At 40.3% G+C, this 24,258-nt stretch carries 31 protein-coding genes; all 31 read left to right on the top strand.

Annotated elements, in window-relative coordinates; all coding sequences use genetic code 11:
* The first annotated feature begins 168 nt into the window (after positions 1-168).
* The gene (gene rpoC, locus A1D18_RS04260; RefSeq protein WP_071663003.1) at positions 169-4,413 is read left to right on the top strand and encodes a DNA-directed RNA polymerase subunit beta'; all 4,245 of its coding nucleotides are present in this window, start codon (positions 169-171) and stop codon (positions 4,411-4,413) included.
* A 239-nt stretch (positions 4,414-4,652) separates the two neighbouring features.
* Positions 4,653-7,472 (top strand): hypothetical protein, encoded by a 2,820-nt coding sequence (locus A1D18_RS04255; RefSeq protein ID WP_071662580.1) that lies wholly within the window; start codon positions 4,653-4,655, stop codon positions 7,470-7,472.
* A 371-nt stretch (positions 7,473-7,843) separates the two neighbouring features.
* Positions 7,844-8,221, top strand: a complete 378-nt coding sequence (rpsL, locus tag A1D18_RS04250; RefSeq protein WP_071662579.1) for a 30S ribosomal protein S12 — start codon at positions 7,844-7,846, stop codon at positions 8,219-8,221.
* 24 nt (positions 8,222-8,245) lie between these two features.
* Complete coding sequence (gene rpsG, locus A1D18_RS04245) at positions 8,246-8,794, top strand: 30S ribosomal protein S7 (RefSeq protein ID WP_071662578.1); 549 nt, start codon at positions 8,246-8,248, stop codon at positions 8,792-8,794.
* 23 nt (positions 8,795-8,817) lie between these two features.
* A complete protein-coding gene (gene fusA / locus A1D18_RS04240) occupies positions 8,818-10,938 on the top strand; it encodes an elongation factor G (protein WP_425429442.1) in 2,121 nt (706 codons plus the stop codon).
* Between the two features lie 20 nt (positions 10,939-10,958).
* On the top strand, positions 10,959-12,161 hold the full coding sequence (gene tuf / locus A1D18_RS04235) for an elongation factor Tu (RefSeq protein ID WP_071662576.1): 1,203 nt from the start codon (positions 10,959-10,961) through the stop codon (positions 12,159-12,161).
* 18 nt (positions 12,162-12,179) lie between these two features.
* Positions 12,180-12,533, top strand: a complete 354-nt coding sequence (gene rpsJ / locus A1D18_RS04230; RefSeq protein ID WP_071662575.1) for a 30S ribosomal protein S10 — start codon at positions 12,180-12,182, stop codon at positions 12,531-12,533.
* Positions 12,534-12,571: 38 nt separating this feature from the next.
* Positions 12,572-13,243: a 50S ribosomal protein L3 gene (gene rplC / locus A1D18_RS04225; RefSeq protein WP_071662574.1), complete on the top strand. Its 672-nt coding sequence runs from the start codon at positions 12,572-12,574 to the stop codon at positions 13,241-13,243.
* A 168-nt stretch (positions 13,244-13,411) separates the two neighbouring features.
* Positions 13,412-14,029 (top strand): 50S ribosomal protein L4, encoded by a 618-nt coding sequence (rplD, locus tag A1D18_RS04220; protein WP_071662573.1) that lies wholly within the window; start codon positions 13,412-13,414, stop codon positions 14,027-14,029.
* Complete coding sequence (gene rplW, locus A1D18_RS04215) at positions 14,026-14,340, top strand: 50S ribosomal protein L23 (RefSeq protein WP_084028736.1); 315 nt, start codon at positions 14,026-14,028, stop codon at positions 14,338-14,340. The genes rplD and rplW overlap by 4 nt, the downstream gene beginning before the upstream one ends.
* Positions 14,341-14,355: 15 nt before the next feature.
* Positions 14,356-15,183 (top strand): 50S ribosomal protein L2, encoded by an 828-nt coding sequence (gene rplB, locus A1D18_RS04210; protein ID WP_071662572.1) that lies wholly within the window; start codon positions 14,356-14,358, stop codon positions 15,181-15,183.
* Between the two features lie 23 nt (positions 15,184-15,206).
* Positions 15,207-15,500, top strand: a complete 294-nt coding sequence (gene rpsS / locus A1D18_RS04205; RefSeq protein ID WP_071662571.1) for a 30S ribosomal protein S19 — start codon at positions 15,207-15,209, stop codon at positions 15,498-15,500.
* Between the two features lie 17 nt (positions 15,501-15,517).
* Entirely contained in the window at positions 15,518-15,865 is a 348-nt protein-coding gene (rplV, locus tag A1D18_RS04200; RefSeq protein ID WP_071662570.1) for a 50S ribosomal protein L22, read from the top strand.
* Between the two features lie 2 nt (positions 15,866-15,867).
* Positions 15,868-16,647: a 30S ribosomal protein S3 gene (gene rpsC / locus A1D18_RS04195; protein WP_071662569.1), complete on the top strand. Its 780-nt coding sequence runs from the start codon at positions 15,868-15,870 to the stop codon at positions 16,645-16,647.
* A 36-nt stretch (positions 16,648-16,683) separates the two neighbouring features.
* Complete coding sequence (gene rplP / locus A1D18_RS04190; RefSeq protein ID WP_071662568.1) at positions 16,684-17,097, top strand: 50S ribosomal protein L16; 414 nt, start codon at positions 16,684-16,686, stop codon at positions 17,095-17,097.
* Positions 17,097-17,294 (top strand): 50S ribosomal protein L29, encoded by a 198-nt coding sequence (rpmC, locus tag A1D18_RS04185; protein ID WP_071662567.1) that lies wholly within the window; start codon positions 17,097-17,099, stop codon positions 17,292-17,294. Before rplP ends, rpmC begins: the two co-directional genes overlap by 1 nt.
* Positions 17,291-17,581, top strand: a complete 291-nt coding sequence (rpsQ, locus tag A1D18_RS04180) for a 30S ribosomal protein S17 (protein ID WP_071662566.1) — start codon at positions 17,291-17,293, stop codon at positions 17,579-17,581. Before rpmC ends, rpsQ begins: the two co-directional genes overlap by 4 nt.
* 12 nt (positions 17,582-17,593) lie before the next feature.
* On the top strand, positions 17,594-17,962 hold the full coding sequence (rplN, locus tag A1D18_RS04175) for a 50S ribosomal protein L14 (protein ID WP_071662565.1): 369 nt from the start codon (positions 17,594-17,596) through the stop codon (positions 17,960-17,962).
* 14 nt (positions 17,963-17,976) lie between these two features.
* Positions 17,977-18,297: a 50S ribosomal protein L24 gene (gene rplX, locus A1D18_RS04170; protein ID WP_071662564.1), complete on the top strand. Its 321-nt coding sequence runs from the start codon at positions 17,977-17,979 to the stop codon at positions 18,295-18,297.
* A gap of 17 nt (positions 18,298-18,314) precedes the next feature.
* A complete protein-coding gene (gene rplE, locus A1D18_RS04165; protein WP_071662563.1) occupies positions 18,315-18,857 on the top strand; it encodes a 50S ribosomal protein L5 in 543 nt (180 codons plus the stop codon).
* A 5-nt stretch (positions 18,858-18,862) separates the two neighbouring features.
* Positions 18,863-19,168 carry a 30S ribosomal protein S14 gene (gene rpsN, locus A1D18_RS04160; RefSeq protein WP_071662562.1) on the top strand — a complete coding sequence of 102 codons (306 nt, stop codon included), beginning with the start codon at positions 18,863-18,865 and terminating at the stop codon, positions 19,166-19,168.
* 10 nt (positions 19,169-19,178) lie between these two features.
* The gene (gene rpsH / locus A1D18_RS04155) at positions 19,179-19,574 is read left to right on the top strand and encodes a 30S ribosomal protein S8 (RefSeq protein WP_071662561.1); all 396 of its coding nucleotides are present in this window, start codon (positions 19,179-19,181) and stop codon (positions 19,572-19,574) included.
* 20 nt (positions 19,575-19,594) lie between these two features.
* On the top strand, positions 19,595-20,125 hold the full coding sequence (rplF, locus tag A1D18_RS04150) for a 50S ribosomal protein L6 (protein WP_071662560.1): 531 nt from the start codon (positions 19,595-19,597) through the stop codon (positions 20,123-20,125).
* 15 nt (positions 20,126-20,140) lie between these two features.
* Positions 20,141-20,503 carry a 50S ribosomal protein L18 gene (gene rplR / locus A1D18_RS06710; protein ID WP_084028735.1) on the top strand — a complete coding sequence of 121 codons (363 nt, stop codon included), beginning with the start codon at positions 20,141-20,143 and terminating at the stop codon, positions 20,501-20,503.
* A gap of 18 nt (positions 20,504-20,521) precedes the next feature.
* Complete coding sequence (rpsE, locus tag A1D18_RS06705) at positions 20,522-21,025, top strand: 30S ribosomal protein S5 (protein WP_084028734.1); 504 nt, start codon at positions 20,522-20,524, stop codon at positions 21,023-21,025.
* Positions 21,026-21,039: 14 nt separating this feature from the next.
* Positions 21,040-21,225 (top strand): 50S ribosomal protein L30, encoded by a 186-nt coding sequence (rpmD, locus tag A1D18_RS06700; protein ID WP_084028733.1) that lies wholly within the window; start codon positions 21,040-21,042, stop codon positions 21,223-21,225.
* A gap of 3 nt (positions 21,226-21,228) precedes the next feature.
* Positions 21,229-21,663 carry a 50S ribosomal protein L15 gene (rplO, locus tag A1D18_RS04140; RefSeq protein WP_084028732.1) on the top strand — a complete coding sequence of 145 codons (435 nt, stop codon included), beginning with the start codon at positions 21,229-21,231 and terminating at the stop codon, positions 21,661-21,663.
* A gap of 4 nt (positions 21,664-21,667) precedes the next feature.
* Positions 21,668-23,023, top strand: coding sequence for a preprotein translocase subunit SecY (secY, locus tag A1D18_RS04135; protein ID WP_071662559.1), 1,356 nt, complete (start codon positions 21,668-21,670; stop codon positions 23,021-23,023).
* Positions 23,024-23,131: 108 nt separating this feature from the next.
* Positions 23,132-23,248 (top strand): 50S ribosomal protein L36, encoded by a 117-nt coding sequence (rpmJ, locus tag A1D18_RS04130; RefSeq protein ID WP_071662558.1) that lies wholly within the window; start codon positions 23,132-23,134, stop codon positions 23,246-23,248.
* Positions 23,249-23,369: 121 nt separating this feature from the next.
* The gene (gene rpsM / locus A1D18_RS04125; RefSeq protein WP_071662557.1) at positions 23,370-23,729 is read left to right on the top strand and encodes a 30S ribosomal protein S13; all 360 of its coding nucleotides are present in this window, start codon (positions 23,370-23,372) and stop codon (positions 23,727-23,729) included.
* 54 nt (positions 23,730-23,783) lie between these two features.
* Positions 23,784-24,236 (top strand): 30S ribosomal protein S11, encoded by a 453-nt coding sequence (gene rpsK, locus A1D18_RS04120; protein ID WP_342741274.1) that lies wholly within the window; start codon positions 23,784-23,786, stop codon positions 24,234-24,236.
* Positions 24,237-24,258: the final 22 nt, after the last annotated feature.

The raw sequence follows: 24,258 nt of genomic DNA, 5'->3' as shown, positions 1-24,258 counted from the left end.
GAGCTAGAGCATGCGACGACGACTGCATCCGAAATGGCTAAAGCCACGCCAGCACCTTCCGATCAAGTGAAGTCGGAGCCCGCTCAAGAAAGCTTGGCAAGCATGGCGGAAGCAATCGAGTCGAACTCAAACAACGAAAGAATTAAGGCACTTACGGATAAACCGTTGATGTCAGATTTGTTAGGGATACTAAAGCAAGAAGATTATTTAGATGAGTTTGATAATATTCGTATCTCCTTAGCTTCACCGGAAATGATTCGCACCTGGTCTTATGGTGAAGTGAAAAAACCAGAGACTATTAATTACCGTACTTTCAAACCGGAAAGAGATGGATTGTTTTGTGCAAAAATCTTTGGACCGATTAAAGACTATGAGTGTTTATGTGGTAAGTACAAGCGGCTTAAACATCGCGGTGTGATTTGTGAAAAATGTGGTGTCGAAGTGGCATTGACGAAAGTACGACGTGAGCGTATGGGTCATGTCGAACTAGCCAGTCCAGTCGCTCATATTTGGTTTTTAAAATCTTTACCTTCACGTATCGGTTTATTACTCGATATGACCTTACGCGATATAGAACGCGTTCTGTATTTTGAAGCATTTGTGGTCATAGAGCCCGGTATGACGACATTGGAACGGGGTCAACTTTTAACGGATGAGCAATACTTAGAGGCTATCGAGGAACATGGTGACGAATTTGATGCACGTATGGGTGCCGAAGCCATACAGCAATTATTGATTACGTTGGATTTGAAAGAAGAAATTAATACTTTACGTGAAGAAATTCCTAATACCAGTTCAGAAACCAAATTAAAAAAATTTTCTAAACGTTTAAAGCTGCTGGAAGGGTTTGATCAATCGGGAAATAAACCGGAATGGATGGTTTTAACCGTATTACCGGTATTACCACCTGATTTACGCCCTCTAGTCCCTTTAGATGGAGGACGCTTTGCAACGTCGGATCTCAATGATCTTTATCGTCGTGTGATCAATCGTAATAACCGTCTAAAGCGTTTATTAGATCTGAACGCACCGGATATTATTGTGCGTAACGAAAAACGTATGTTGCAAGAATCAGTCGATGCCTTATTGGATAATGGTCGACGTGGCCGTGCGATTACCGGTAGTAATAAACGACCATTAAAATCTTTGGCGGATATGATCAAGGGTAAACAAGGTCGATTTAGACAAAACTTACTGGGTAAACGGGTCGATTATTCAGGTCGTTCGGTTATCGTTGTAGGTCCTACTTTAAAATTACATCAATGTGGTTTACCGAAAAAAATGGCTTTAGAGTTATTTAAGCCTTTTATTTTAAGTAAATTACAATTCCGTGGTTTAGCATCTACGATTAAAGCCGCTAAGAAAATGGTAGAAAATGAGTCACCAGAAGTTTGGGATATACTCGAAGATGTGATTCGTGAACATCCAGTCTTATTAAACCGAGCACCGACACTGCATCGTTTAGGTATTCAGGCATTTGAACCTATTTTAGTTGAAGGGAAAGCCATTCAATTGCATCCTTTAGTTTGTACGGCGTATAACGCAGACTTTGACGGTGACCAAATGGCAGTGCATGTTCCGCTTACTATCGAAGCACAGTTAGAAGCACGAACGTTGATGATGTCGACTAACAATATTTTATCCCCAGCGAACGGTGAGCCCATTATCCTTCCGACTCAGGACGTGGTTTTAGGACTTTATTATTTAACACGCGACAAAATTAATGCCAAAGGAGAAGGTTTAGTTTGTGCCGATATTAACGATGTGCGCCAGTTGTATGATGCAGGTTATGCAGATTTACACGCCAAGATTAAAGTTAGAATAACGGAAGTACTATTCGATGCGAAAGGTGAACGTAAGGAAACAGTTAAGCTAGTTGACTCCACCGTGGGTAGAGCTTTATTACGTGAAACGCTGCCAGATGGCTTACCCTTTTCTTTAATTAATAAGACACTGAATAAAAAAGCGATATTAAGTCTTATCAATGAATGTTATCGACGCTTGGGTTTGAAAGCGACGGTTATTTTTGCTGATAAATTGATGTATACCGGCTTTGGCTATGCTACACGTGCGGGTATTTCGGTAGGGATTGAAGATCTGATCATACCTGAAAATAAAGCCGCAATTATTGCGGCCGCTGAAACCGAAGTAAAAGAAATTGAAGCGCAATATGCATCCGGTTTAGTCACGCAGGGAGAACGTTATAACAAGGTGGTTGATATTTGGTCGCGTACGAATGACCAAGTGGCTAAAGCAATGATGGAAAAATTAGCGACTGAAAATGTAACAGCCGCTGATGGGTCGATAGTATCGCAAGAGTCGTTTAATCCAGTGTACATGATGGCTGACTCTGGCGCCCGGGGTTCACCCGCGCAAATGCGTCAGTTAGCTGGTATGCGAGGTTTGATGACTAAACCGGACGGCACCATTATTGAGACACCGATTACGGCTAACTTCCGTGAAGGTTTAGACGTATTACAATACTTTATTTCTACGCACGGTGCGCGTAAAGGTTTGGCCGATACTGCGCTTAAGACGGCTAATTCCGGTTATCTGACGCGCCGCTTGGTGGACGTAGCGCAAGATATGGTCGTCACTGAAGATGATTGTGGAGCGACCTTAGGCATTGCGATTACTCCCCACGTTGAAGGGGGAGAAATCATGGTCCCGTTACGTGAGCGTGTATTAGGCCGTGTATTGGCTGAAGATGTTAGTTTACCAGGCAGTGACGATATTGTGGTGAGTAAAGGCACCTTATTAGATGAAGATTGGGTCAATATCTTAGAAGAACGTGCCGTGGATCAAGTGAATGTGCGTTCGCCGATTACTTGTGAAGCTAAATATGGAATTTGCGCTGCCTGTTATGGTCGTGACTTAGCGCGTGGTCATTTAGTGGGTATTGGCGAATCAGTTGGTGTTATCGCTGCTCAATCGATAGGGGAGCCTGGTACACAGTTAACCATGCGTACCTTCCATATCGGTGGTGCAGCCTCACAGATTGCTTTAGCGAATCATATCCAAGTGAAGTCTAAAGGCCGTATTAAATTACATAATATCAAGCTCGTTAAACACAATGATGGTCACTATGTGACCGTCTCGCGTTCAGGTGAGTTAACATTATTGGATCCCCAAGGTCGTGAAAGAGAACGCTATAAATTGCCTTATGGTGCCACGATTAAAGTTTCTGATGGTACCGAAGTGGTTCCAGGCCAGTTAATTGCTCAATGGGATCCACATACGCATCCCGTGGTAACGGAAGTAGCCGGTTATGTTAAGTTTATTGACTTAATTGATGGTATTACGATGAATCGACAAACCGATGAGCTTACCGGTTTAACCAGTATTGTGGTCATGGATTCCAAGCAACGTGGCTCAGGTGGTAAGGAATTACGTCCTATGGTCCGACTGACCGATAAAGAAGGCAATGACCTGTTCTTACCGGGTACGCGTTTGCCTGCGCATTATTTCTTACCAATTAATGCTATTTTGAGCTTGGAAGATGGTGCGGCTGTGGGCGTGGGTGACATCGTGGCACGTATCCCACAAGAAACCTCAAAAACGCGTGATATTACAGGTGGTTTACCGCGAGTTGCAGACCTTTTTGAAGCACGTAAGCCTAAGGAGCCTGCTATTTTAGCCGAAATTTCCGGTATCATCAGTTTTGGTAAGGAAACGAAAGGTAAACGACGCTTAGTGATTACCGGCAATGACGGTGAAGCGTTTGAGGCGTTAATTCCTAAATGGCGTCACGTAACGGTTTTTGAAGGTGAACATGTAGAATGTGGTGAAATTGTTGCCGATGGGCCTTTAAATCCACATGATATCTTACGTTTGTTAGGTATTAACGCACTGACTAATTATATCGTCAGTGAAGTGCAAGAAGTTTATCGCCTACAAGGTGTGAAAATCAATGATAAACATATTGAAGTCATCGTTCGTCAAATGTTGCGTAAAGTAAACATTCTTGATTCGGGTGAAAGCAGGTTCTTAAAAGGTGAGCAATTAGAAGAGTCTCGTCTCAAAGAAGAAAATAGAAAGCTGGTTGCTGAAGATAAATTACCTGCACGCTTTGAAGCGGTTTTGTTAGGTATTACTAAAGCTTCTTTAGCGACGGACTCCTTTATCTCAGCGGCGTCATTCCAAGAAACGACACGAGTATTAACCGAAGCAGCTGTTACTGGAAAGCGCGATGAACTGAAAGGATTAAAAGAAAATGTGATTGTGGGCCGTTTAATACCCGCAGGGACAGGGTTTGCTTATCATGCCGAAGCGCGTCGTCAGCGGGCTGCCAATGTATTGGCAAGACAGCAACGCTTAAATGCTACAGCAGCAGCACCACAAATGACAGCGAGTGATGTAGAGCAAGCACTCAGTCAGGCGTTATCTGAACCTAAAGAGGATAAAAAATCATAATTTTTGAGACTGAGGATTTTAAGTGAGAGCTTTTAGTCCTTTTACGCTTTAAGAAAAGAATGCACCTTAGGGTGCATTCTTTTTTATACCTTATCTTTACTTTTCTACCACTTGCTCAACTATTCTAATTTTTCGAAATCAAGAATCGATGTCTATTCATTTTTTTTTAATAATTCTATGTTTTAATTAAGTAATATCAATCAAAACATGTACTTATAAAACGAAGCAAAGGTTCTCGTATGACAACTGAAAAACTTAGTTTATATGATAATTTTACTCTCCGAGGAGAGTCTTATAAAGCAGGGATGTTGTTGTTGATAAAGTATTTAACTGAACAAGAATGGAAGCTAGGCAATAAGTTTTCAGCTAGATTAGATTTCATTGGCGAACAAATTGAAAGACTTTATAAAGATTATGCGGATGATCTTAAAAGGGAAAAAATATCCTCTTTTAAAGCAGCAAACGAGAGTTTCACTAATAGATTACTTAAATCTTATATTTCAATACTGGATTTTCACACAACACTAGAAACCCCTTTTCAATCCTTGCTTGTTGCTGAACGTTATTCGGTGTGGCTAAAAGGACGTAGGTCTTTCGAGACACAAGTGAGTTTTCCAGCAAGAGAAAACGATACTAATCCAAAAAACTTAAACATAGTTTTGAGTGAAAAACCTCTTGTCGATAAAGAGTTGTTGTTTCCAGAATATTCAGATAACGATACGCTCTGGCTTAAATCCTTGGCTATATGGCAGCAGAGTTTTATTATAGAAAATCAAAAAGAACTAGCGGCTTGTTCTATTCCTTCTTCACTACGTAATGTGCCCGGTCTTGCTAATTTATCGTATCATGAATGTAAGATTAATAATGCGGTGGCTTTATCTTATTTTCGGCACGCCGCTCAACTCCCTATTGATTTGCTTGAAAATAAAAATACTGACGATGAGCAATTTCGTTTAACGTGTTTAAATTTAGCTTCTCAGATTAGATTGAGCTTAAAAGAAAAGTCTGATGTCCTTGAATCTACCTCCGAACTAGTTATTTTAAGCCAATCTATTTTGTCACCTGGAAAAATAGCGAGTGCTAAAGCTAAGTTTTTTAGTAGGGCTAGCGATAACGACACACAAATATATGCGCTCAAAGAAAGAGCGGTTAAACTTTTTCAGTACGCTTTAGCAAATCCTGAAACGTCAATTGAGGATCTCAAAGTCAAAGCGCTTTTTTTTACTCAAAATGAGCAAAATGAAAATCTATTCTATAAGGATTTTTTAAAAAAATGGAGATTGTTTGACCAGGATAATAAGGCTTATCAATATAAGCCCATTAGATTAACTTTATTATCAACAAATAATCCATTTAATGTATTACGTCATTTTGGAACTTATCCTCTTCAGAATAAACATAATGAATTCAATACAGCACTATTGCTAGGCGCTGTTGCCCGTTATTTAAATCCTTTATTTCAGCTAAAACCTAAAATTAATCAACAAAACAAAGGAGTGGAAAGCTGGCCTCAATTGATAAAATACATGAATCAATTCGAGAAAGCTGAAAGTTTTAATTTTCAGTTACGTAAATTGATAAAAGAGCTGAATTTCTGCGAAAAAGTAGGAAAAATATCTGCTAATAGTAGAAAATCTTTAGTTAAGATGCTTGAGAGTTTTTTTAATGAAGAGATTAGAAAAATTTTGGGTGAAAATGTATTTCAATTACTGCATGCCTTACAGACTCTATTATCAATTCCATCTGGGCAAGGTGTCTTAGCCAGTGATGAAAGACATAAGCCACAACTTAGAAGTTTTGCTGAGACAATCATTGTTAATTGCTTGGGAGGTGTTTCTTGGATAGCTTGTAAGAGTGGGAAAGATCGTACGGGAGGCGCATCCATAGCAGCGGATGCAGCGGCGGTTTACTATCATCAGAATAAAAAATTCCCTCATTATCAGGATAATAAATCGGATAGAGGCAATTATTTAACCCTATTAGAAGAATTATTCAAGTCTAAACATCAGCAACACGTTGCTTCAGAAAATGCGCCTGGGGCTGAAGGCTTAGTTAAATCAACTTATTTTTTGCCTAGCGATTTAAAGCTAGATGTAGAAACAGTTCAATTAGAAACCAAGCTCGCTCGCTTAAATAAGCCTAAAGCAGTAAAAAATACACCTACGGAATTTTTTAATCTTCGAATTTTAAATGAAGATTTACAGGATATAAAAGATAAGACAATCAATGTGACATTGGGTACCAATGTCACAGAAGGTGATTGGGAGAGAAATTGGGAGGTTTATTTTATCAATGGAAGAAGTGTTAAGGAGCTACGAAAGAACAAGATGTTTGAAAGCAAACAGGATCTATCCCAATTTATTGAAACTCATCTGCTTGAACAAATAGAAGACAAAGAGTTAAAAAAATATTATATCGCGCTGGTTCTCTACTCTTTTCATCAGGGAGGTTTTCCACATACTTTCTCTAAGTTAAGCATGCAATTAATGAATGAATGTTATCAACAGCATAATCAGAATGCTATTATTGGACAACCGGATATGCGGATAAACTTTTCTTGGTCAGAGGATGGTAAGGGTATCCAAATTGAAGAGATTAATACCTATAAAGAAAAAAAATCTTTTGATACTTCGGATAACGAAGTCGTATTGGTCGAGAAAGGAGACTACTATTGCCAAACTTCTTCTTGCATTTCACTGAATCTTAGTAAAGTTAAAAATAATGGCTATAAATTAGCGGCCAGTATTCAAAGTGCCAATATAAACTGTACAGAAGAGCTGCTTAAACCCGTATTTTTTTTAAAAAAATCAAATTTATCAGAAGCTTTTATACACTTATTGCAGTTATTCTTAGCCGCTATTAAACGCTATTTTGACAAGCTAGTTAAATTTGATCCTGTCCTAAATGAGCGTTGGTTATCTAAGGCTAACTCAGCATTTTTCCAAAAATCAACGGCCACTGCAGAGAGTGAGAAGAGAGAGCAGCAGTTTCATCTGCTGGACATGATTTCGCCTGATTTTTTAATCATAAATGACAGGATGAGGGTAGCATCAACGTAGGTTTTTTTGAGGAGTAGGACATCAGGTATGAGGCTCTGCGTGCAGCTAAGTACTTTGTGCGTAAGATGAGTGATAGGGGCAAACGATATGCTTTTATCACTTTTGTTTTTTATCCCTATTTGTAAAGATAAAAAGACTAGAAAAATACAAAAGTTTGTAGGAAAAATAAGCAGAGAAAACGATGTCGACACTTGACATCTTAGAGCGGTCTCTTTACAATCTCGCCCCTCTTCGTTCGATGAAGAAAGATTTTTTTGAGCTTACTGTAACACCTAAAAAATTTAGTGTAATAGCAAATAAAAGTTTGATTTTCACTAAAAAAGAAAGTATTCAGAGTAAATTTAAGCCACATTTTTGAGTAAAGAGATTACATGGCCACAATTAACCAGTTAGTACGAAAACCACGTGTCCAAAGACGCACTAAATCAATGGTGCCTGCATTGGGTGAATGTCCCCAAAAACGCGGTGTTTGTACACGTGTTTATACGGTTACCCCTAAAAAGCCAAACTCGGCTTTACGTAAGGTAGCGCGGGTTCGTTTAACCAACGGTATGGAGGTAACGACTTATATCGGTGGTGAAGGCCATAATCTTCAGGAGCATTCGGTTATTCTGATGCGCGGCGGACGGGTAAAAGACTTGCCTGGTGTTCGATATCACGTAGTGCGGGGTGCTTTAGACACTTCCGGTGTATCGGGCCGAAAACAAGGCCGTTCTAAATATGGGGCTAAAAGGCCTAAAGATAAATAAATTAAATAGCTAGGAATTTGAGTTATGCCAAGAAGACGTGTTGCTGCTAAAAGGGTTATTCTTCCTGATCCTAAGTTTAAAAGTGAGTTATTGAGTAAGTTTATTAACTCAGTGATGAAAAATGGGAAAAAAGCGGTTGCAGAAAAAATCGTTTATGGTGCTTTAGAGCGGCTGGATGCTCGGTTAAAAGATAAATCTAAAAAAGTAGAGAGAGATGAACAAGAGGGTGTAGAAGGTAGTGGTGGTAAACAAGGTTTCGATGCTGGTGCCTTACTCGATATCTTTGATCAGGCTTTAGATAATATCCGACCGAATGTAGAAGTGAGAGCAAGGCGTGTGGGTGGCTCAACCTATCAGATTCCAGTAGAAGTGCGCCCTTCTCGACGTACAGCCTTAGCGATGCGCTGGCTTAAGGTGGCAGCGAGCCAACGTAGTGAAAAGACCATGGCGCAACGCTTGTCCGCTGAAATTTTAGATGCTTATGACAATAAAGGCATCGCAGTGAAAAAAAGAGAAGATACGCACCGTATGGCGAAAGCTAACCAAGCCTTTGCCCATTTTAGGTTCGGTTGATTTTAAAAAATTTATAAAAGGTACTGAGTGTGGATCGACAAACGCCCATAGAACGCTATCGAAATATCGGTATTATTGCCCATATTGATGCGGGGAAGACAACAACAACAGAGCGTATTTTGTTTTATACGGGGGTATCCCATAAGCTGGGTGAGGTCCATGAAGGGACTGCCATTATGGATTGGATGGCTCAAGAACAAGAACGTGGCATTACGATTACCTCAGCAGCGACCACCTGTTTTTGGGATGGTATGGCACATCAATTTCCTCAGCATCGTATCAATATCATTGATACGCCTGGCCACGTCGATTTTACTATTGAAGTGGAACGTTCGCTGCGCGTGCTGGATGGGGCTTGTGTCGTCTTTTGTGCTGTGAGTGGTGTGGAGCCACAATCTGAAACGGTATGGCGCCAAGCAAATAAATATCAAGTGCCACGTCTTGCTTTTGTGAATAAGATGGATAGGGCGGGTGCTAATTTTTTGCGTGTAGTCGATCAAATAGCCAAACGTTTAGGGGGGCGTCCGATTCCTATTCATATTCCAATAGGTGCGGAAGAGAATTTTGAAGGCGTCGTCGATTTGGTACAAATGAAAGCTATTTACTGGGACGAAAGTACGCAAGGTATGCGTTTTGAATATCGAGATATTCCTGAGGCTTTAAAAGCTGAATGTGAAGTTTGGCATGAAAAGCTAATTGAAGCGGTGGCTGAAGCTTCTGAAGAGATGACAGAGCGTTATCTCAATGGCGAAAAATTTAGTATCGACGAAATCAAGCAGGCTATCCGTATATTGACTTTAGATAACAAGATTGTGCCGGTACTGTGTGGGTCTGCCTTTAAGAACAAGGGTGTACAGGCGATGTTGGATGCTGTTATTGAGTATTTGCCGGCGCCTAATGATGTTGCCGCTATTAAAGGGGTACTCGATGATGCGGGCCAAACAGTCGCTGAAAGGCCGCCTGTTGATGATGCGCCTTTTGCTGCGCTCGCTTTTAAAATTGCTACGGATCCTTTTGTAGGATCATTGGTATATTTTCGAGTCTATTCCGGTGTTGTCAAGAGTGGTGATAGTGTTTATAACCCTGTTAAAAGCAAAAAAGAGCGTATAGGGCGTATTGTGCAAATGCACGCTAATACTCGTGAAGAAATAAAAGAAGTCAGAGCAGGTGATATTGCTGCCGCGGTGGGTCTGAAGTACACCACCACCGGTGATACGCTTTCAGATCCGAATAATATTATTACGTTAGAGCGCATGGAGTTTCCTGAGCCTGTGATCTCGGTTGCGGTAGAGCCTAAAACCAAGGCTGATCAAGAGAAAATGTCGATAGCGTTGAGTAAACTAGCCCAGGAAGATCCTTCTTTTCGCGTGCGCGTTGATGAAGAATCAGGCCAGACCATTATTTCTGGTATGGGTGAGTTGCATTTAGAGATTATTGTTGACCGAATGAAGCGAGAATTTAGTGTCGAAGCTAATGTCGGCAAACCACAAGTCGCTTATCGAGAAACGATACGTAAAGCCGTCGAGCAAGAAGGAAAGTTTGTTCGTCAAAGTGGTGGTCGTGGTCAATATGGTCATGTATGGATAAAGTTAGAGCCACTAGAAGCCGGTAAAGGTTATGAATTCGAAAATGCTATAGTCGGTGGCGTTATTCCTAGAGAATATATTCCAGCTGTTGATAAAGGAATAAAAGAACAATTAGAAAATGGTGTGATAGCCGGTTATCCTGTTGTCGATGTGAAAGTAACCCTTTTCGATGGGACTTATCATGATGTTGATTCCAGTGAAATGGCTTTCAAAATTGCGGGTTCCATGGCTTTTAAAGAAGGTGCTCGGAAAGCAACGCCCGTATTATTAGAGCCGATTATGAAAGTTGAAGTAGTAACACCCGAAGACTACATGGGTGACGTCATGGGTGATCTGAATCGTCGTCGTGGCATTTTGCAAGGTATGGAAGATTTGCCTGCCGGTGGTGGAAAAATGATACGTGCTGAGGTGCCACTTTCAGAAATGTTTGGTTATGCCACAGATCTACGTTCAGCAACTCAAGGACGTGCTACTTATACGATGGAGTTTGGTAAATATAACGAGGCTCCCGCAAATGTTGCGGATGGTATTATTCGTAAAAAAGATGATAGTAATTAATAGATATTGAGGTAAAAATTATGGCCATTGGAAAATTTGAACGAAATAAGCCCCACTTAAACGTGGGAACTATAGGCCACGTTGATCATGGTAAGACAACATTGACGGCAGCGATTACCAAATGTATGGCAGATAAGTTTGGTGGTGAAGCAGTTGCGTTTGATAAAATTGATAAAGCGCCAGAAGAAAAAGCCCGTGGTATCACTATTTCAACCTCACATGTTGAGTATGAAAGCGATAAGCGCCACTATGCGCATGTTGATTGTCCCGGTCACGCCGATTATGTCAAAAACATGATTACCGGTGCGGCACAAATGGACGGTGCGATACTTGTGGTGAGTGCAGCTGATGGCCCCATGCCACAGACACGCGAACACATATTGTTAGCACGACAAGTAGGTGTACCTAATATCGTTGTGTTTATGAATAAATGCGACATGGTAGATGATGCAGAATTATTAGATTTAGTGGAAATGGAAATCAGAGAATTACTTTCTAAATATGAATTTCCTGGTGATGATATTCCAGTTATTCGTGGATCAGCTAAAAAAGCCATAGAAGGTGATTGTGAAGGGGGTGGTGTTTATGCCTTGGTTAAGGCAATGGATGACTATTTCCCAGAACCTGTTCGTGATACCGAAAAACCTTTCTTAATGCCTATCGAAGATGTCTTTACTATTTCAGGTCGTGGTACGGTAGTAACTGGCCGTGTAGAACGCGGAATTGTTAAAGTGGGTGATGCGGTGCAAGTGGTTGGTTTAAGAGCAGTACAAGATACAGCAGTAACAGGTGTGGAAATGTTCCGTAAGTTGCTTGATCAAGGTGAAGCAGGCGACAACATAGGTGCGTTGATCCGAGGATTAAAACGTGAAGATGTGGAACGCGGACAAGTATTGGCTAAGCCAGGTACAGTAGAAGCTTGGACTGAATTTGAAGCGGAAATTTATGTGCTGACGAAGGAAGAGGGTGGTCGTCACACGGCATTCATGAATAATTATAAACCACAATTTTATTTCAGAACGACCGATGTTACTGGAACGATTAAGCTTCCCGAAGGATCTGAAATGGTTATGCCGGGTGATAACGTTAAGATAACAGTGACGCTGATGAATGAATATGGTGTTGCCATGGAAAAAGGCTTACGTTTCGCCATTCGTGAAGGTGGTAAAACCGTAGGATCGGGTGTTGTTTCTAATCTCCTTAAAAAAGGTAAAAAGGCCTAAAGGTCAGTAGGTAGTGTTATGTCTTTACAAAGTCAAGATTTTCGTATTGTGTTACATGCGTTTGATCATCGTTTAATTGATAAGGCAACAGAGAAGATTGTAAGTTCATTAAAACGTACCGGTGCGATCATTTGTCCTATCCCTTTACCGACAAAGATTAAGAAGTTAACGATTAATACTTCGCCGCATGTTGATAAAGACGCTCGTGATCAATATGAAATACGTACACATAAACGTTTAATAGATGTTTACGCTTCAACTGATAAAACAGCAGATGCGCTTAAGCGTCTGGATGATTTACCTTCTGAGGTTAGTATCGAGCTACGAACCATGAGTGATAAAAAAGAAAAGAGCGACAAAAAAGATAAGTAATTTGATTAAAAATGCTAATTCAGTGAAGGTATTTAGTTATGACAATGGGTTTAATAGGTCGAAAATGTGGTATGACGCAGATATATGCTGAAAATGGCGCAGCGATACCTGTCACACTCATTGAAATACTACCTAATCGTGTGGTTCAAATTAAAACTAAAGAACGCGATGGGTATGAATCTGTTCAAGTAACCACCGATAAAAAATCTTCTTCGCGTCTCAATAAGCCTGAAGCAGGTCATTTTGCTAAGGCAAATGTTGAGCCTGGAAAAGGTCTTTGGGAATTTAAATTAAATGATGAGGATAGTGAATTTATTAAAGATTTATCATTAGGAAAAGAAATTACCGTTGATAAATTATTTAAATTAGGTGCGTGGGTAGATGTAACAGGGACTAATAAAGGTAAAGGATTTGCCGGCGTTGTTAAGCGGCACCACTTTGCTACGCAAGATGCTACGCATGGTAACTCGCTTTCACATCGTGCGCCCGGTTCTATAGGTCAACGTCAATCACCGGGTCGAGTATTTAAGGGAAAAAAAATGTGCGGGCAGTTAGGGAATCATCGCTGTACGATTCAATCTTTAGAAGTGGTTAAGGTCGATTCTGAAAGGCATTTGCTGCATATAAAAGGAGCGATACCAGGTGCACCTGGTGGACAGGTTATTGTTAAACCTGCGGTAAGAAAAAAGAATAAACGAAACAAAGGTTGATCTCTTGGTATATACTCGCAGCAATCGGATTTTTGGAAAGGCGGCGTGATGAAGCAACCGCAGTGTATATTGCATACATGAGGATTGTAAATTGAGCGGCAACACAGACAAAAAATCAAATGCGAAAAGTATAGATTGATTTGAAATATAAATAGTTGGAATGGCTCTATGCAAGTGGCTTTAGTAACAAAGAATGGTTCGAATCAAGAATTACAGCTGTCAGAAGCTGTTTTCGGATGTCGTTTTAATGAACCTTTAATTCATCAAGTGGTCACTGCTTATTTAGCAGGAGGACGGCAAGGTACACGTGCGCAGAAAAATCGCGCTGCAGTGAGTGGTGGCGGAAAGAAACCTTGGAAACAAAAAGGTATGGGGCGCGCAAGAGCAGGTACTATTCGCAGCCCATTGTGGCGTAGTGGTGGAGTTACTTTCGCAGCAAGTACGCAAGACTTTTCGCAAAAAGTAAATAAAAAAATGTATCGTGCTGCGATGCGATCGATTTGTTCAGAATTATTACGCCAAGACCGGTTTGTCGTTTTGGAATCCTTTGAACTTGAAAAAGCTAAAACACGTGATTTACTGGCTAAACTCCAAGAACTCAAAATTAACCAAAAAGTGCTGATTGTTCTTGAAGAAATTAATGAAAATATTTATTTAGCGGCAAGAAATTTACATAAGATTGAGTTAACCGATGTAGAAGCTATCCATCCTGTTAACTTAATTCATTATGAAAAGATATTAATTACTGCGCCTGCTTTAAAACAAATTGAGGAGCTATTAGCATGATGAATATTGCCTTAACTCAGCAGTTGCGCCGGTTTAAAATTATTGAAAGACCACATTTGTCGGAAAAGTCTACCATGCTAGCGGATAAGCATCGTCAATTTGTATTTAAAGTATTAAAAAATGCGAATAAATCAGAAATCAAACAAGCAGTAGAATCTCTGTTTAATGTTAAAGTAAATGCTATTCAACTCTTGAATGTAAAGCCTAAAGATCGGCGCTTTAAGCAAGTTGAAGGTCAATTAAAAGGTTGGAAAAAAGCGTATGTAAGCTTGAAAGCGGGTTACGACATTGATTTTACCGGAACAAAATAGAGAGAAATAAGTATTATGCCTAGTAAAAAAGCAAATCCTACCTCGCCAGGTCGACGTTTTGTCGTTGAGGTCTCCAAAGTAGGTCTACATAAAGGTAAACCGCATAGTCGTTTATTGGCTCCAAAACCTAAAAAAGGTGGACGTAATAATCAAGGGAGAATTACAACACGTCATCAAGGTGGAGGTCATAAACAGCAGTATCGTTTGGTTGACTTCAAGCGTGACAAAGAAGGAATCACTGGCCGCGCTGAAAGAATAGAGTACGACCCAAACCGTACCGCTCACATCGCTTTAATAGTGTATCCGGATGGTGAACGACGTTATATTTTGGCACCGAATGACCTTAAAGTGGGCATGGAAGTGACAGCGGGTCCAGAAGCGTTGATACGTTCTGGTAATTCTCTTCCTTTGCGTAATATTCCTGTTGGAACAGTATTACATGCGATTGAACTCAAGCCTGGTAAAGGAGCTCAGTTAGCACGCAGTGCGGGCGCGTATGTACAGCTGATTGCACGTGAAGGAGATTATGCTACTATACGGCTGCGATCGGGTGAGCTGAGAAAAATACCCGTTGAATGTAAAGCGAGCATAGGTGTTGTTAGTAATAATGATCATAATCTGCGTTCTTTAGGAAAGGCAGGGGCATCCCGTTGGCGTGGAATTCGCCCTACCGTCAGAGGTGTGGCGATGAACCCAGTCGATCATCCACATGGTGGTGGTGAAGGTAAAACTTCAGGTGGACGACATCCTGTCAGTCCTTGGGGTCTTCCAACCAAGGGTTATAAGACTCGTCGAAATAAACGCAATGAAAAAATGATCGTACAACGACGCAAAAAGAAATAATTTAATTTAATGAGGTGATACGAGTGCCACGCTCAGTAAAAAAAGGTCCCTATATACAGGGACATTTAACGAAAAAGGTACAAGCAGCCCAAGTGGCTAGTGTTAAACGACCTATTAAAACTTGGTCGCGTAGCTCTATGATTTTGCCTGAAATGATAGGTTTGACGATAGCCGTTCATAATGGTCGGGATTTTGTTCCTATCTACATTACAGAAAATATGATAGGTCATAAATTGGGAGAGTTTTCAATTACACGTACTTTCCGTAGCCATAGAGCAGCCGATAAGAAAGCCAAAGGCACAGATGAAAAAAAGTAGTTAAAGAGGTATAGAAAGTGGAAGTTGCAGCACATTTAAAATACGCACGATTATCACCGCAAAAGTGTCGATTAGTAGCGGATCAAGTACGCGGATTGACCGTGGAAAAAGCACTGCAAATATTGGACAATAGTGTCAAGAAAAATGCTAAGGCGATAAGAAAAGTTTTAGAATCAGCCGTAGCGAATGCAGAACATAATGCGGGCGCTGATATCGACACACTGAAGGTATCAACTATTTTTGTTGATGAAGGCTCTACTTTAAAGCGTATGCATGCCAGAGCTAAAGGTCGGAGTAATCGCATACTAAAACCAACTTGTCACATAACAGTAAAAGTGTCAGATGATAATGGGGAGAAAAACTAATTATGGGCCATAAGGTAAATCCTGTTGGAATTCGTTTAGGTATTACCCGAACATCGACAGCAAGATGGTATGCAAAAAAATCCCGTGAGTATGCGGATAATCTTTACAAAGACTTATGTGCTCGCAAACTGATAGAAAAAGCATTATATCAAGCGGGAGTATCTTCCATACAAATAGAACGTGCCGCTAGAAAATCGAAAATAACTATCTCTGTTGCAAAACCAGGCGTAGTGATAGGTAAGAAGGGTGAATATATCGATCGACTAAGAGAAAAGTTAGAAAAAATTATGCTGGTACCCGTACGGCTTTCCGTAGTGGAAGTAAAAAAACCGGAATTAGACGCTAAATTAGTTGCCGAAAATATTGCGCAACAATTAGAACGCCGTGTTATGTTTCGTCGAGCGATGAAACGTGCTGTACAAACAGCCTTACGATTAGGTGCGCTCGGAATTAAAATTAATGTGGCGGGACGTTTAGGTGGCGCAGAAATAGCACGTAGTGAACGTTATCAAGAAGGAAGTGTTCCATTACATACTTTCCGTGCAGATATTGATTATAGTTTAGCGGAAGCGCAAACAACCTATGGAAAATTAGGTGTAAAGGTTTGGATTTATAAAGGTGAAATTTTTGATCGCTCAAAAATTTCGAATTTAGAAACTACAGAGGCCAAGACACAATTTCTTGATGATCGAAATCAAAAGCATTATAGTCGCAGACGTCAACCCGCTACGGCTAAGCATCATCCTGTGAATAAAGAAATTGTAGATGAAGCTACGCGTTAAAATAATATTGAAGAATAGATAATTTGGGAAAAGATTATGTTGCAACCCAAGCGGACAAAATATCGTAAGCAATTTAAAGGGCGTAACCGCGGTATTGCTACACGAGGTACAGAAATTAGTTTTGGACAATATGGCTTGAAAGCAACCGCTGCAGGCTTTATTACTTCAAGACAAATTGAAGCGGCGCGTCGTGCTTTAACGCGACACATAAAACGAGGTGGAAAAGTTTGGATTAGGATATTTCCTGACAAGCCGATCACCAAAAAACCTTTAGAAGTACGTCAGGGTAAAGGTAAGGGGAGTGTTGAATATTGGGTGGCGGTCATTCAACCGGGTCGTGTTTTATTTGAAATGGAAGGTATCTCTGCTGATACCGCTAGAGTTGCTTTAAAATTGGCAGCTGCAAAATTACCTATGACCACTAACTTTGTTACGCGGACGGTGCTTTAATGAATAAAAAAGAATTACGAAATTTATCTGTTGAGTTACTTAAAGAAGAAACCTTTAAGTTAGGACAGGAAAAATTTAAATTAGAAGCACAGCATGCAACGCATCAATTGACTGCGACACATCGATTGAGAGCAGTGAGACGGCTGTTAGCGAGATCATTAACTATTTTACATGAAAATATGGGCCAAAAAATATGAGCCAAACTAAAGTCAACCGAACCTTAATGGGACGAGTTATCAGCAATAAGATGGATAAAACCATCAATGTTTCTATAGAGCGTAAGGTAAAGCACCCTAAGTACGGAAAATATTTAAAGCGAAGTAGTAAAATTCTTGCGCATGATCCTGAAAATCAATGTCAGGAAGGTGATACGGTTATTATTCAAGAAGGACGTCCTATTTCAAAACACAAAGCTTGGTCGCTCGTGCAAGTGGTAGTAAAGTCAATAAATCAGCAACCCGTTCCTGAAGAAACGGTGGAATAGGGGAAGTTTTTTATGATACAAATGCAAACAGAATTAGCTGTAGCAGATAATAGCGGTGCACGTAGCGTGATGTGTATTAAAGTATTAGGCGGATCAAAGCGACGCTATGCCGGAGTGGGAGATGTCATTAGAGTTAGCGTTAAAGAAGCTGTTCCGCGCGGTAAAGTGAAAAAAGGAGAGGTTTGGCATGCTGTCGTTGTGCGTACTAAAAAAAGAGTACGTCGAAGTGATGGTAGCGTGATACGTTTTGATAGCAATGCGGTTATTTTGTTGACTGCACAATTACAACCACTAGGTACACGGGTATTTGGTCCTGTTCCGAGAGAATTACGTACCGAACGCTTTATGAAAATTATCTCATTAGCATCTGAAGTATTATAAGGGTAGAGTACACCATGCGTAAAATTAGAAAGGGTGATACCGTCATTGCCTTAACCGGTAAAGACAAAGGTAAGCAGGGTAAGATATTGAATATTAGCGTTGCTAAGAACCGTGCCCGTGTAGAAGGGATTAACTTAGTAAAAAAACATGTGAAACCCAACCCACAAAAAAATATTGCAGGGGGGATCGTCACACAAGAATCGCCTATTAATTTAACGAATTTGGCTTTGTATAATCCAGTAAGCAAAAAAGGCGATAAAGTGGGGATCAAAAAGCTAGAGGATGGAAAGAGGGTGCGTATTTTTAAATCCAACGGTGAACTGGTTGATATCTAATAATTAGGTGAGATTTGATGGCAAGGTTAAAAGAGCATTATTTAAATACGGTTACGAAACGGCTTAAGCAAGAATTTGCTTATGAAAGCGTTATGGAAGTTCCCCGTATTACTAAAATTACACTTAATATGGGTGTAGGAGAAGCCGCAGCAAATAAGAAAATTATTGATGCAGCTGCGTCGGATATGACGTTAATTGCTGCGCAAAAACCGATTATTACCAAGGCGAAAAAATCTAACGCAGGTTTTAAAATTCGTGAAGAGTGGCCTATTGGTTGTAAAGTAACACTGCGAAAAAACCGTATGTACGAGTTCTTGGATCGTTTAATCAGTGTCGCAATACCGCGAATTCGAGATTTTCGTGGATTTAGTCCTCGATCATTTGATGGTCGTGGAAATTATAGTTTAGGAATTCGTGAGCAAATCGTTTTTCCTGAAATTAAATACGATACGATTGATGCGTTACGAGGGTTGGATATTACGATTACAACTACGGCAAAAACTGATCGGGAAGGTCGGGCTTTATTAGCAGCATTTGAGTTTCCGTTTAAAGAGAATTAATATTTATGGCAAAAAAAAGTGTAATTATGCGTCAAAAAAAGCGCGAACTCATCGTAAAAAAATATGCGGTAAAGCGTGCTGAGTTAAAAGAAATTATTTACAGTACGAACGCATCAGATGAAGATAAATGGTTGGCGCAACAGAAGATTCAACTATTACCACGTGATTCTTCTTCAGTGCGATTACGCAATCGTTGCCGTTTAACTGGGCGACCTCGTGGGGTCTATCGGCACTTTGGATTGTCTCGAAATATGCTGCGGATTTATGCTATGAAAGGTGAGCTCCCAGGATTAGTTAAATCAAGTTGGTAAGGTAAAAAATATGAGTATGCAAGATCCTATCGCAGATATGCTCTGCCGAATGAAAAATGCCCAAGCTATTGATAAGCCAACGGTATCAATGCCTTCATCAAAAATAAAGCTAGCTATTGCTAAATTATTAAAAGAAGAAGGTTATATCACTGATTTTCAATGTGAGGAAAAAGAGTTTAGATCCTCACTGACAATTTTTTTAAAATATTACTTAGACAAGCCTGTTATCGCGTCATTAAAACGGGTAAGTCGTCCCGGGTTGCGAATTTACCGTTCGGCAACTGAGCTCCCTAAAGTGGTAGCAGGGTTAGGAGTCGCTATTATTTCTACTCCGAAAGGGTTAATGACAGATAGAGCGGCTAGAGCTTTAGGTCAAGGCGGCGAAGTTATTGCTATCGTTGAATAAACGTTAAGATAAAGGTTGGTATGTCAAGAGTTGCAAAAAATCCAATAAATTTCGGCGATGCGCAAGTCACGCTGGATGGCGAAATATTAGTTGTTAAAGGCAGTAAAGGGGTATTAAATTTAAAACTGACTAAACAAGTGAGTATTGAAATTAAAGATAAATCTTTACAAGTTACTCCTAGAGACAGTAGTACAGCGGCGGATGCTTTAGCAGGAACAACCCGTGCCAATATTGCTAATGCGATTGTAGGGGTAGTTGATGGATTTAAGAAAGTGCTGCAATTGGTAGGCGTCGGTTATCGTGCTAATGTACAAGGAAAAAAAATTAACTTAACATTAGGCTTTTCACACCCTAGAGATTATGAAATTCCAGAGGGAATTATTATAACAACACCGACGCCGACCGAAATTGTGATACAAGGGTTTAACAAGCAATTAGTTGGACAAGTTGCGGCGGAAATACGCCAGTATCGTCCGCCTGAATCTTATAAAGGTAAAGGTGTGCGTTATGCGAATGAACGCATTAAATTGAAAGAAACTAAGAAAAAATAGTCACTCGAGGTAGGCATGTTAGACAAGAAGTTAAAACGAAAACGCAGGGCAACTAAGACACGTGCTAAAATACGTCAGTTAGGTGTACCACGTTTATGTGTTGCACGTACTTCTAAACATATTTATGCGCAAATTATTATATCTGCCGATCGCGGTGATAAAGTATTAGCAAGTGCGTCTACACTAGATAAAGAAATCAAGACCTTAGGTACTACAGGAAATAGTATTAAGTCAGCGACAATGGTTGGTGACTTTATTGCAAAGCGAGCATTAGCGGCTGGAATTAATCAAGTGGCTTTTGATCGTTCAGGCTTTAAGTATCATGGTTGTATTAAGGCATTGGCAGAGGCAGCCCGGGAAGCCGGTTTGCCCTTTTAATTAAAAGGTTATTCATCGATGAGTTTTGATCAATCAACGAAAAGTGATGGCTTGCAAGAAAAGTTAATTGCAGTCAATCGTCATGCTAAAGTTGTCAAAGGCGGCCGAATTTTTAGCTTTGCAGCGGGAGTTGTCGTAGGCGATGGCAAAGGCCGTATTGGATTTAGCAAACGTCCGGCGAGAGAAGTGTCTGTTGCTATGCAAAAAGCACTGGAAAAGGCACGACGTGACATGCTTTATGTAGAACTGAACAATCATACGATATACCACCCATTGATAGGGCGGCATGGGGCGACTAAAGTAATTATACTTCCAGCTGTTGAAGGAACAGGGATTATTGCCGGTGGTCCTATGCGTGCCATTTTTGAAGTGCTGGGTATTAAAAATGTCATTGCAAAGATTATTGGATCCTCAAATCGAATCAATGTCGTGCGCGCCACTTTAAAAGCGTTGTCGAGCATGTCTACACCTGAAATGATTGCGGATAAACGTGGAAAATCGATTAAAGAAATTTACGAATAATTAGGTAAGTAGATATGTCAGAAAAAAAATTGCGCTTGACTCTCATACGTAGTATCTCAGGGCGTTTACCTCATCATACCGCGACGGTCCTGTCATTGGGCTTAAAGCGATTAAATCAGGTCGTTGAAGTGAAAGATAACTTACCTATGCGTGGGATGATCGATCAAGTATCTTACTTAATAAAAGTTGAGGAAATTTAACCTATGTATCTTAATACATTGAAGCCTGCTCCTGGCTCAAAACCTGTTGGAAAGCGTGTAGGAAGAGGAATAGGTTCCGGCTTAGGGAAAACTTGTGGACGAGGTCATAAAGGGCAGCGTGCACGAGCCGGCGGCTTTCATAAACTAGGTTTTGAAGGTGGACAGACACCTTTACAGCGTCGTTTACCTAAATTTGGCTTTACCGCACTGAAATCATTGCCATTACAAGTGTTACGAATTGACGTTTTAAATAAAATTAAAGTAGATGTTGTTGATATCCAAGTGTTGAAAGAATGTCGATTAGTTCCTGCATGCACAAAAGAGGTTAAATTGATAGCAACAGGTAAACTTGGAAAGTCGGTGACTATAAAAGGTTTAAAGTTAACTAAAGGAGCAGAGGCATTAATTAAAGCAGCTGGTGGCAGTGTTGAGGTTTAAATAGATGGATAAAATTAGCCATCTAACGGCTTCTTCAGCTTCGCCAAAGGGACGTACACCCAACAGCGGATTTAGCGAGCTTAAAAGACGTTTACTCTTTGTTTTACTGGCGTTGGTTATTTATCGTATCGGCGCGCATATTCCTGTTCCGGGTTTAGACCCGCATCGTTTAGCTGATTTATTTAGTCATCAGAGTAATAGTATCTTAGGGCTTTTTAACATGTTTTCCGGAGGTGCTCTGTCCCGGTTCACTGTCTTTGCTTTAGGTCTTTTACCTTATATTTCAGTTTCTATTATTGTTCAGCTTTTAACAGCGGTAACGCCTGCATTAGAAGAGCTTAAGAAAGAAGGAGAAGCAGGGCGTCGTAAACTTAATCAGTACACACGTTATGGAACAGCACTCCTGGCGTTAGTTCAAGCAGTAGGTATGGCAAAGTGGTTAGTGGGTAATCACGTTGTTTTAAATCCAGGTTTTTTCTTTTATTTTGTTGCTACAATCACGCTGGTTACCGGTACGATGTTTTTGATGTGGCTAGGTGAGCAAATCACCGAGCACGGTATCGGTAACGGTATTTCCCTGATAATTTTTTCAGGAATTGTATCAGGGCTACCAGTCGCTGTGGCTAAGTCCTTAGAGCAATTTAGACAGGGACAGGTGCAGTTTTTAACACTACTTTCTATTTTGACTGTTATTGTGTTGGTAACCGCTTTTGTCGTATTTATGGAACGAGGACAGCGCCGTATTACCGTTAATTACCCGCAGCGTCAACAAGGTCGAAAAATTTATAGTGCGCAAACGAGCCATTTGCCTTTAAAGATCAACATGGCCGGTGTTATTCCACCCATATTTGCTTCAAGTATTATGTTGTTGCCTGGCACCTTTGCGAACTGGTTTTCCAATGTGAAAGGCTTGGGATGGCTGGGAAAACTTAGTTTTTGGTTAGCGCCGGGGCAACCTCTTTATATCTTGTTATTTGCTGCGGCAATCATATTCTTTTCTTTTTTTTATACGGCACTAGTTTTTAATCCTAAAGAAACAGCGGACAATTTGAAAAAATCAGGTGCATTTATTCCCGGCATAAGACCTGGTGAACAAAGTGCGCGATACATTGATACGACGATGACCAGATTGACCTTAATAGGTTGTATTTATCTGGTTTTGGTTGCTTTATTACCGGAGTTTATGATATTTACTTGGCATGTCCCTTTTTATTTTGGGGGCACATCCCTATTAATTATTGTAGTGGTCATCATGGACTTTATGGTCCAGGTTCAATCTTTATTGATGTCGCATCAATATGAATCACTACTTAAAAAAGCTAATTTGAAGGGTTTAGGCGGGCAGGGTAATGCCTATTAGTTGGTTTAGAGCGCTGCTAATAAGCTTTTCTTCATCCTCCTTTTATATAAAGTAGAACGTAGCTAAGGCTAGCTATTTGTGCGTAAGGATTAAAATTTAGAGGTTATTATGAAAGTTAGAGCATCAATTAAAAAAATTTGCCGAAATTGTAAGGTTATTAAGCGTAAGGGAAAATTAATAGTTATTTGCTCTGCTGAAGCTCGTCATAAACAACGCCAAGGTTAGCTGCTCTGCTTGAATAGGGAGAGGCTGTATTTTCTGCGAGTGTTATTGATTTTTTGTCAGGAGTGAGATACCCTACTGCGCCTTCTGAAATATCTTAAATTTAAAGGTTTGGAGTGAAAAAATGGCTAGAATAGCCGGTGTCAATATACCAATAAATAAACATGTCGTTATAGGCTTAACTGCCATTTATGGGGTCGGGCGATCGCGTGCTAGGGAAATATGCAAAGATCTGAATATTTCGCCTGAGACCAAAATTAAGGAACTTTTAGATGCACAGTTAGATGCGATACGACAGAAGATTCTTACTTATAAAGTAGAAGGTGATTTACGGCGAGAAGTTTCTATTAGTATCAAGCGTTTGATGGATCTAGGCTGTTATAGAGGCATTCGGCATCGTCGAGGCTTACCAGTCCGTGGTCAACGCACTCGTACTAATGCACGCACGCGTAAGGGTCCTCGTAAAATGATCCGTAAAGATTAATGACCGTGTCATTAATCAATAAAATGTAATATATAAGCTTAGGTATTTACTAATATGACAGATTACAATTCACATGCTTCTCAGCCGCCTTTGACTATGGCCGATAAGGCTTTAGCAGGAGCGCACCGTAAGCGTAAAGAGGTTGTTCCGGATGCCATCGTTCATTTGAGCACCTCGTTTAATAATACGATTATTTGTATACGCAAGGGTGGAGATACCTTAGGCATCTCTTCTGCTGGAGCTTGTGACTTTAAAGGGACAAAAAAGGGGACAGCTTTTGCTGCCCGGGTTGCATTCGAAAAGGCCATAGAAAAAGCTTATGATAAATACAGAACTAAATATAAACATAATTTAGGACGTGTTGAAGTGAGAATTAAAGGACCTGGACAAGGATCCGAGCAAGCAATTATGGCACTGAAGAACAAAGATATTGAGGTGACACAAATTTTGAATATTACGGGTGTGCCGCATAATGGTTGTCGACCTCCGAAGCGGCGTCGAGTTTAGAATATATTAATAATTTTTGGAG

It is taken from the genome of Candidatus Rickettsiella isopodorum, assembly GCF_001881495.1.
Taxonomy (GTDB): Bacteria; Pseudomonadota; Gammaproteobacteria; order Diplorickettsiales; family Diplorickettsiaceae; genus Aquirickettsiella; species Aquirickettsiella isopodorum.
Note: the sequence above shows the minus strand (reverse complement) of the source record. Positions and strands in the feature narration are given on the sequence as shown.

Excerpts from the sequence above, each read along its gene's own strand:
- rplE (WP_071662563.1), top strand. The coding sequence starts at position 18,315 with ATGGCAAGGTTAAAAGAGCATTATTTAAATACGGTTACGAAACGGCTT.
- rplW (WP_084028736.1), top strand. The coding sequence starts at position 14,026 with ATGATGAATATTGCCTTAACTCAGCAGTTGCGCCGGTTTAAAATTATT.
- rpsM (WP_071662557.1), top strand. The coding sequence starts at position 23,370 with ATGGCTAGAATAGCCGGTGTCAATATACCAATAAATAAACATGTCGTT.
- rpsN (WP_071662562.1), top strand. The coding sequence starts at position 18,863 with ATGGCAAAAAAAAGTGTAATTATGCGTCAAAAAAAGCGCGAACTCATC.
- rplX (WP_071662564.1), top strand. The coding sequence starts at position 17,977 with ATGCGTAAAATTAGAAAGGGTGATACCGTCATTGCCTTAACCGGTAAA.
- rpsG (WP_071662578.1), top strand. The coding sequence starts at position 8,246 with ATGCCAAGAAGACGTGTTGCTGCTAAAAGGGTTATTCTTCCTGATCCT.
- rpmC (WP_071662567.1), top strand. The coding sequence starts at position 17,097 with ATGAATAAAAAAGAATTACGAAATTTATCTGTTGAGTTACTTAAAGAA.
- rpmD (WP_084028733.1), top strand. The coding sequence starts at position 21,040 with ATGTCAGAAAAAAAATTGCGCTTGACTCTCATACGTAGTATCTCAGGG.
- rpsE (WP_084028734.1), top strand. The coding sequence starts at position 20,522 with ATGAGTTTTGATCAATCAACGAAAAGTGATGGCTTGCAAGAAAAGTTA.
- rpsH (WP_071662561.1), top strand. The coding sequence starts at position 19,179 with ATGAGTATGCAAGATCCTATCGCAGATATGCTCTGCCGAATGAAAAAT.
- tuf (WP_071662576.1), top strand. The coding sequence starts at position 10,959 with ATGGCCATTGGAAAATTTGAACGAAATAAGCCCCACTTAAACGTGGGA.
- rpoC (WP_071663003.1), top strand. The coding sequence starts at position 169 with ATGTCAGATTTGTTAGGGATACTAAAGCAAGAAGATTATTTAGATGAG.
- rplB (WP_071662572.1), top strand. The coding sequence starts at position 14,356 with ATGCCTAGTAAAAAAGCAAATCCTACCTCGCCAGGTCGACGTTTTGTC.
- rplP (WP_071662568.1), top strand. The coding sequence starts at position 16,684 with ATGTTGCAACCCAAGCGGACAAAATATCGTAAGCAATTTAAAGGGCGT.
- rpsL (WP_071662579.1), top strand. The coding sequence starts at position 7,844 with ATGGCCACAATTAACCAGTTAGTACGAAAACCACGTGTCCAAAGACGC.
- rplC (WP_071662574.1), top strand. The coding sequence starts at position 12,572 with ATGACAATGGGTTTAATAGGTCGAAAATGTGGTATGACGCAGATATAT.
- rpsQ (WP_071662566.1), top strand. The coding sequence starts at position 17,291 with ATGAGCCAAACTAAAGTCAACCGAACCTTAATGGGACGAGTTATCAGC.
- A1D18_RS04255 (WP_071662580.1), top strand. The coding sequence starts at position 4,653 with ATGACAACTGAAAAACTTAGTTTATATGATAATTTTACTCTCCGAGGA.
- rplO (WP_084028732.1), top strand. The coding sequence starts at position 21,229 with ATGTATCTTAATACATTGAAGCCTGCTCCTGGCTCAAAACCTGTTGGA.
- rplF (WP_071662560.1), top strand. The coding sequence starts at position 19,595 with ATGTCAAGAGTTGCAAAAAATCCAATAAATTTCGGCGATGCGCAAGTC.
- rplR (WP_084028735.1), top strand. The coding sequence starts at position 20,141 with ATGTTAGACAAGAAGTTAAAACGAAAACGCAGGGCAACTAAGACACGT.
- rplD (WP_071662573.1), top strand. The coding sequence starts at position 13,412 with ATGCAAGTGGCTTTAGTAACAAAGAATGGTTCGAATCAAGAATTACAG.
- rpmJ (WP_071662558.1), top strand. The coding sequence starts at position 23,132 with ATGAAAGTTAGAGCATCAATTAAAAAAATTTGCCGAAATTGTAAGGTT.
- rpsC (WP_071662569.1), top strand. The coding sequence starts at position 15,868 with ATGGGCCATAAGGTAAATCCTGTTGGAATTCGTTTAGGTATTACCCGA.
- rplN (WP_071662565.1), top strand. The coding sequence starts at position 17,594 with ATGATACAAATGCAAACAGAATTAGCTGTAGCAGATAATAGCGGTGCA.
- rpsK (WP_342741274.1), top strand. The coding sequence starts at position 23,784 with ATGACAGATTACAATTCACATGCTTCTCAGCCGCCTTTGACTATGGCC.
- secY (WP_071662559.1), top strand. The coding sequence starts at position 21,668 with ATGGATAAAATTAGCCATCTAACGGCTTCTTCAGCTTCGCCAAAGGGA.
- rpsJ (WP_071662575.1), top strand. The coding sequence starts at position 12,180 with ATGTCTTTACAAAGTCAAGATTTTCGTATTGTGTTACATGCGTTTGAT.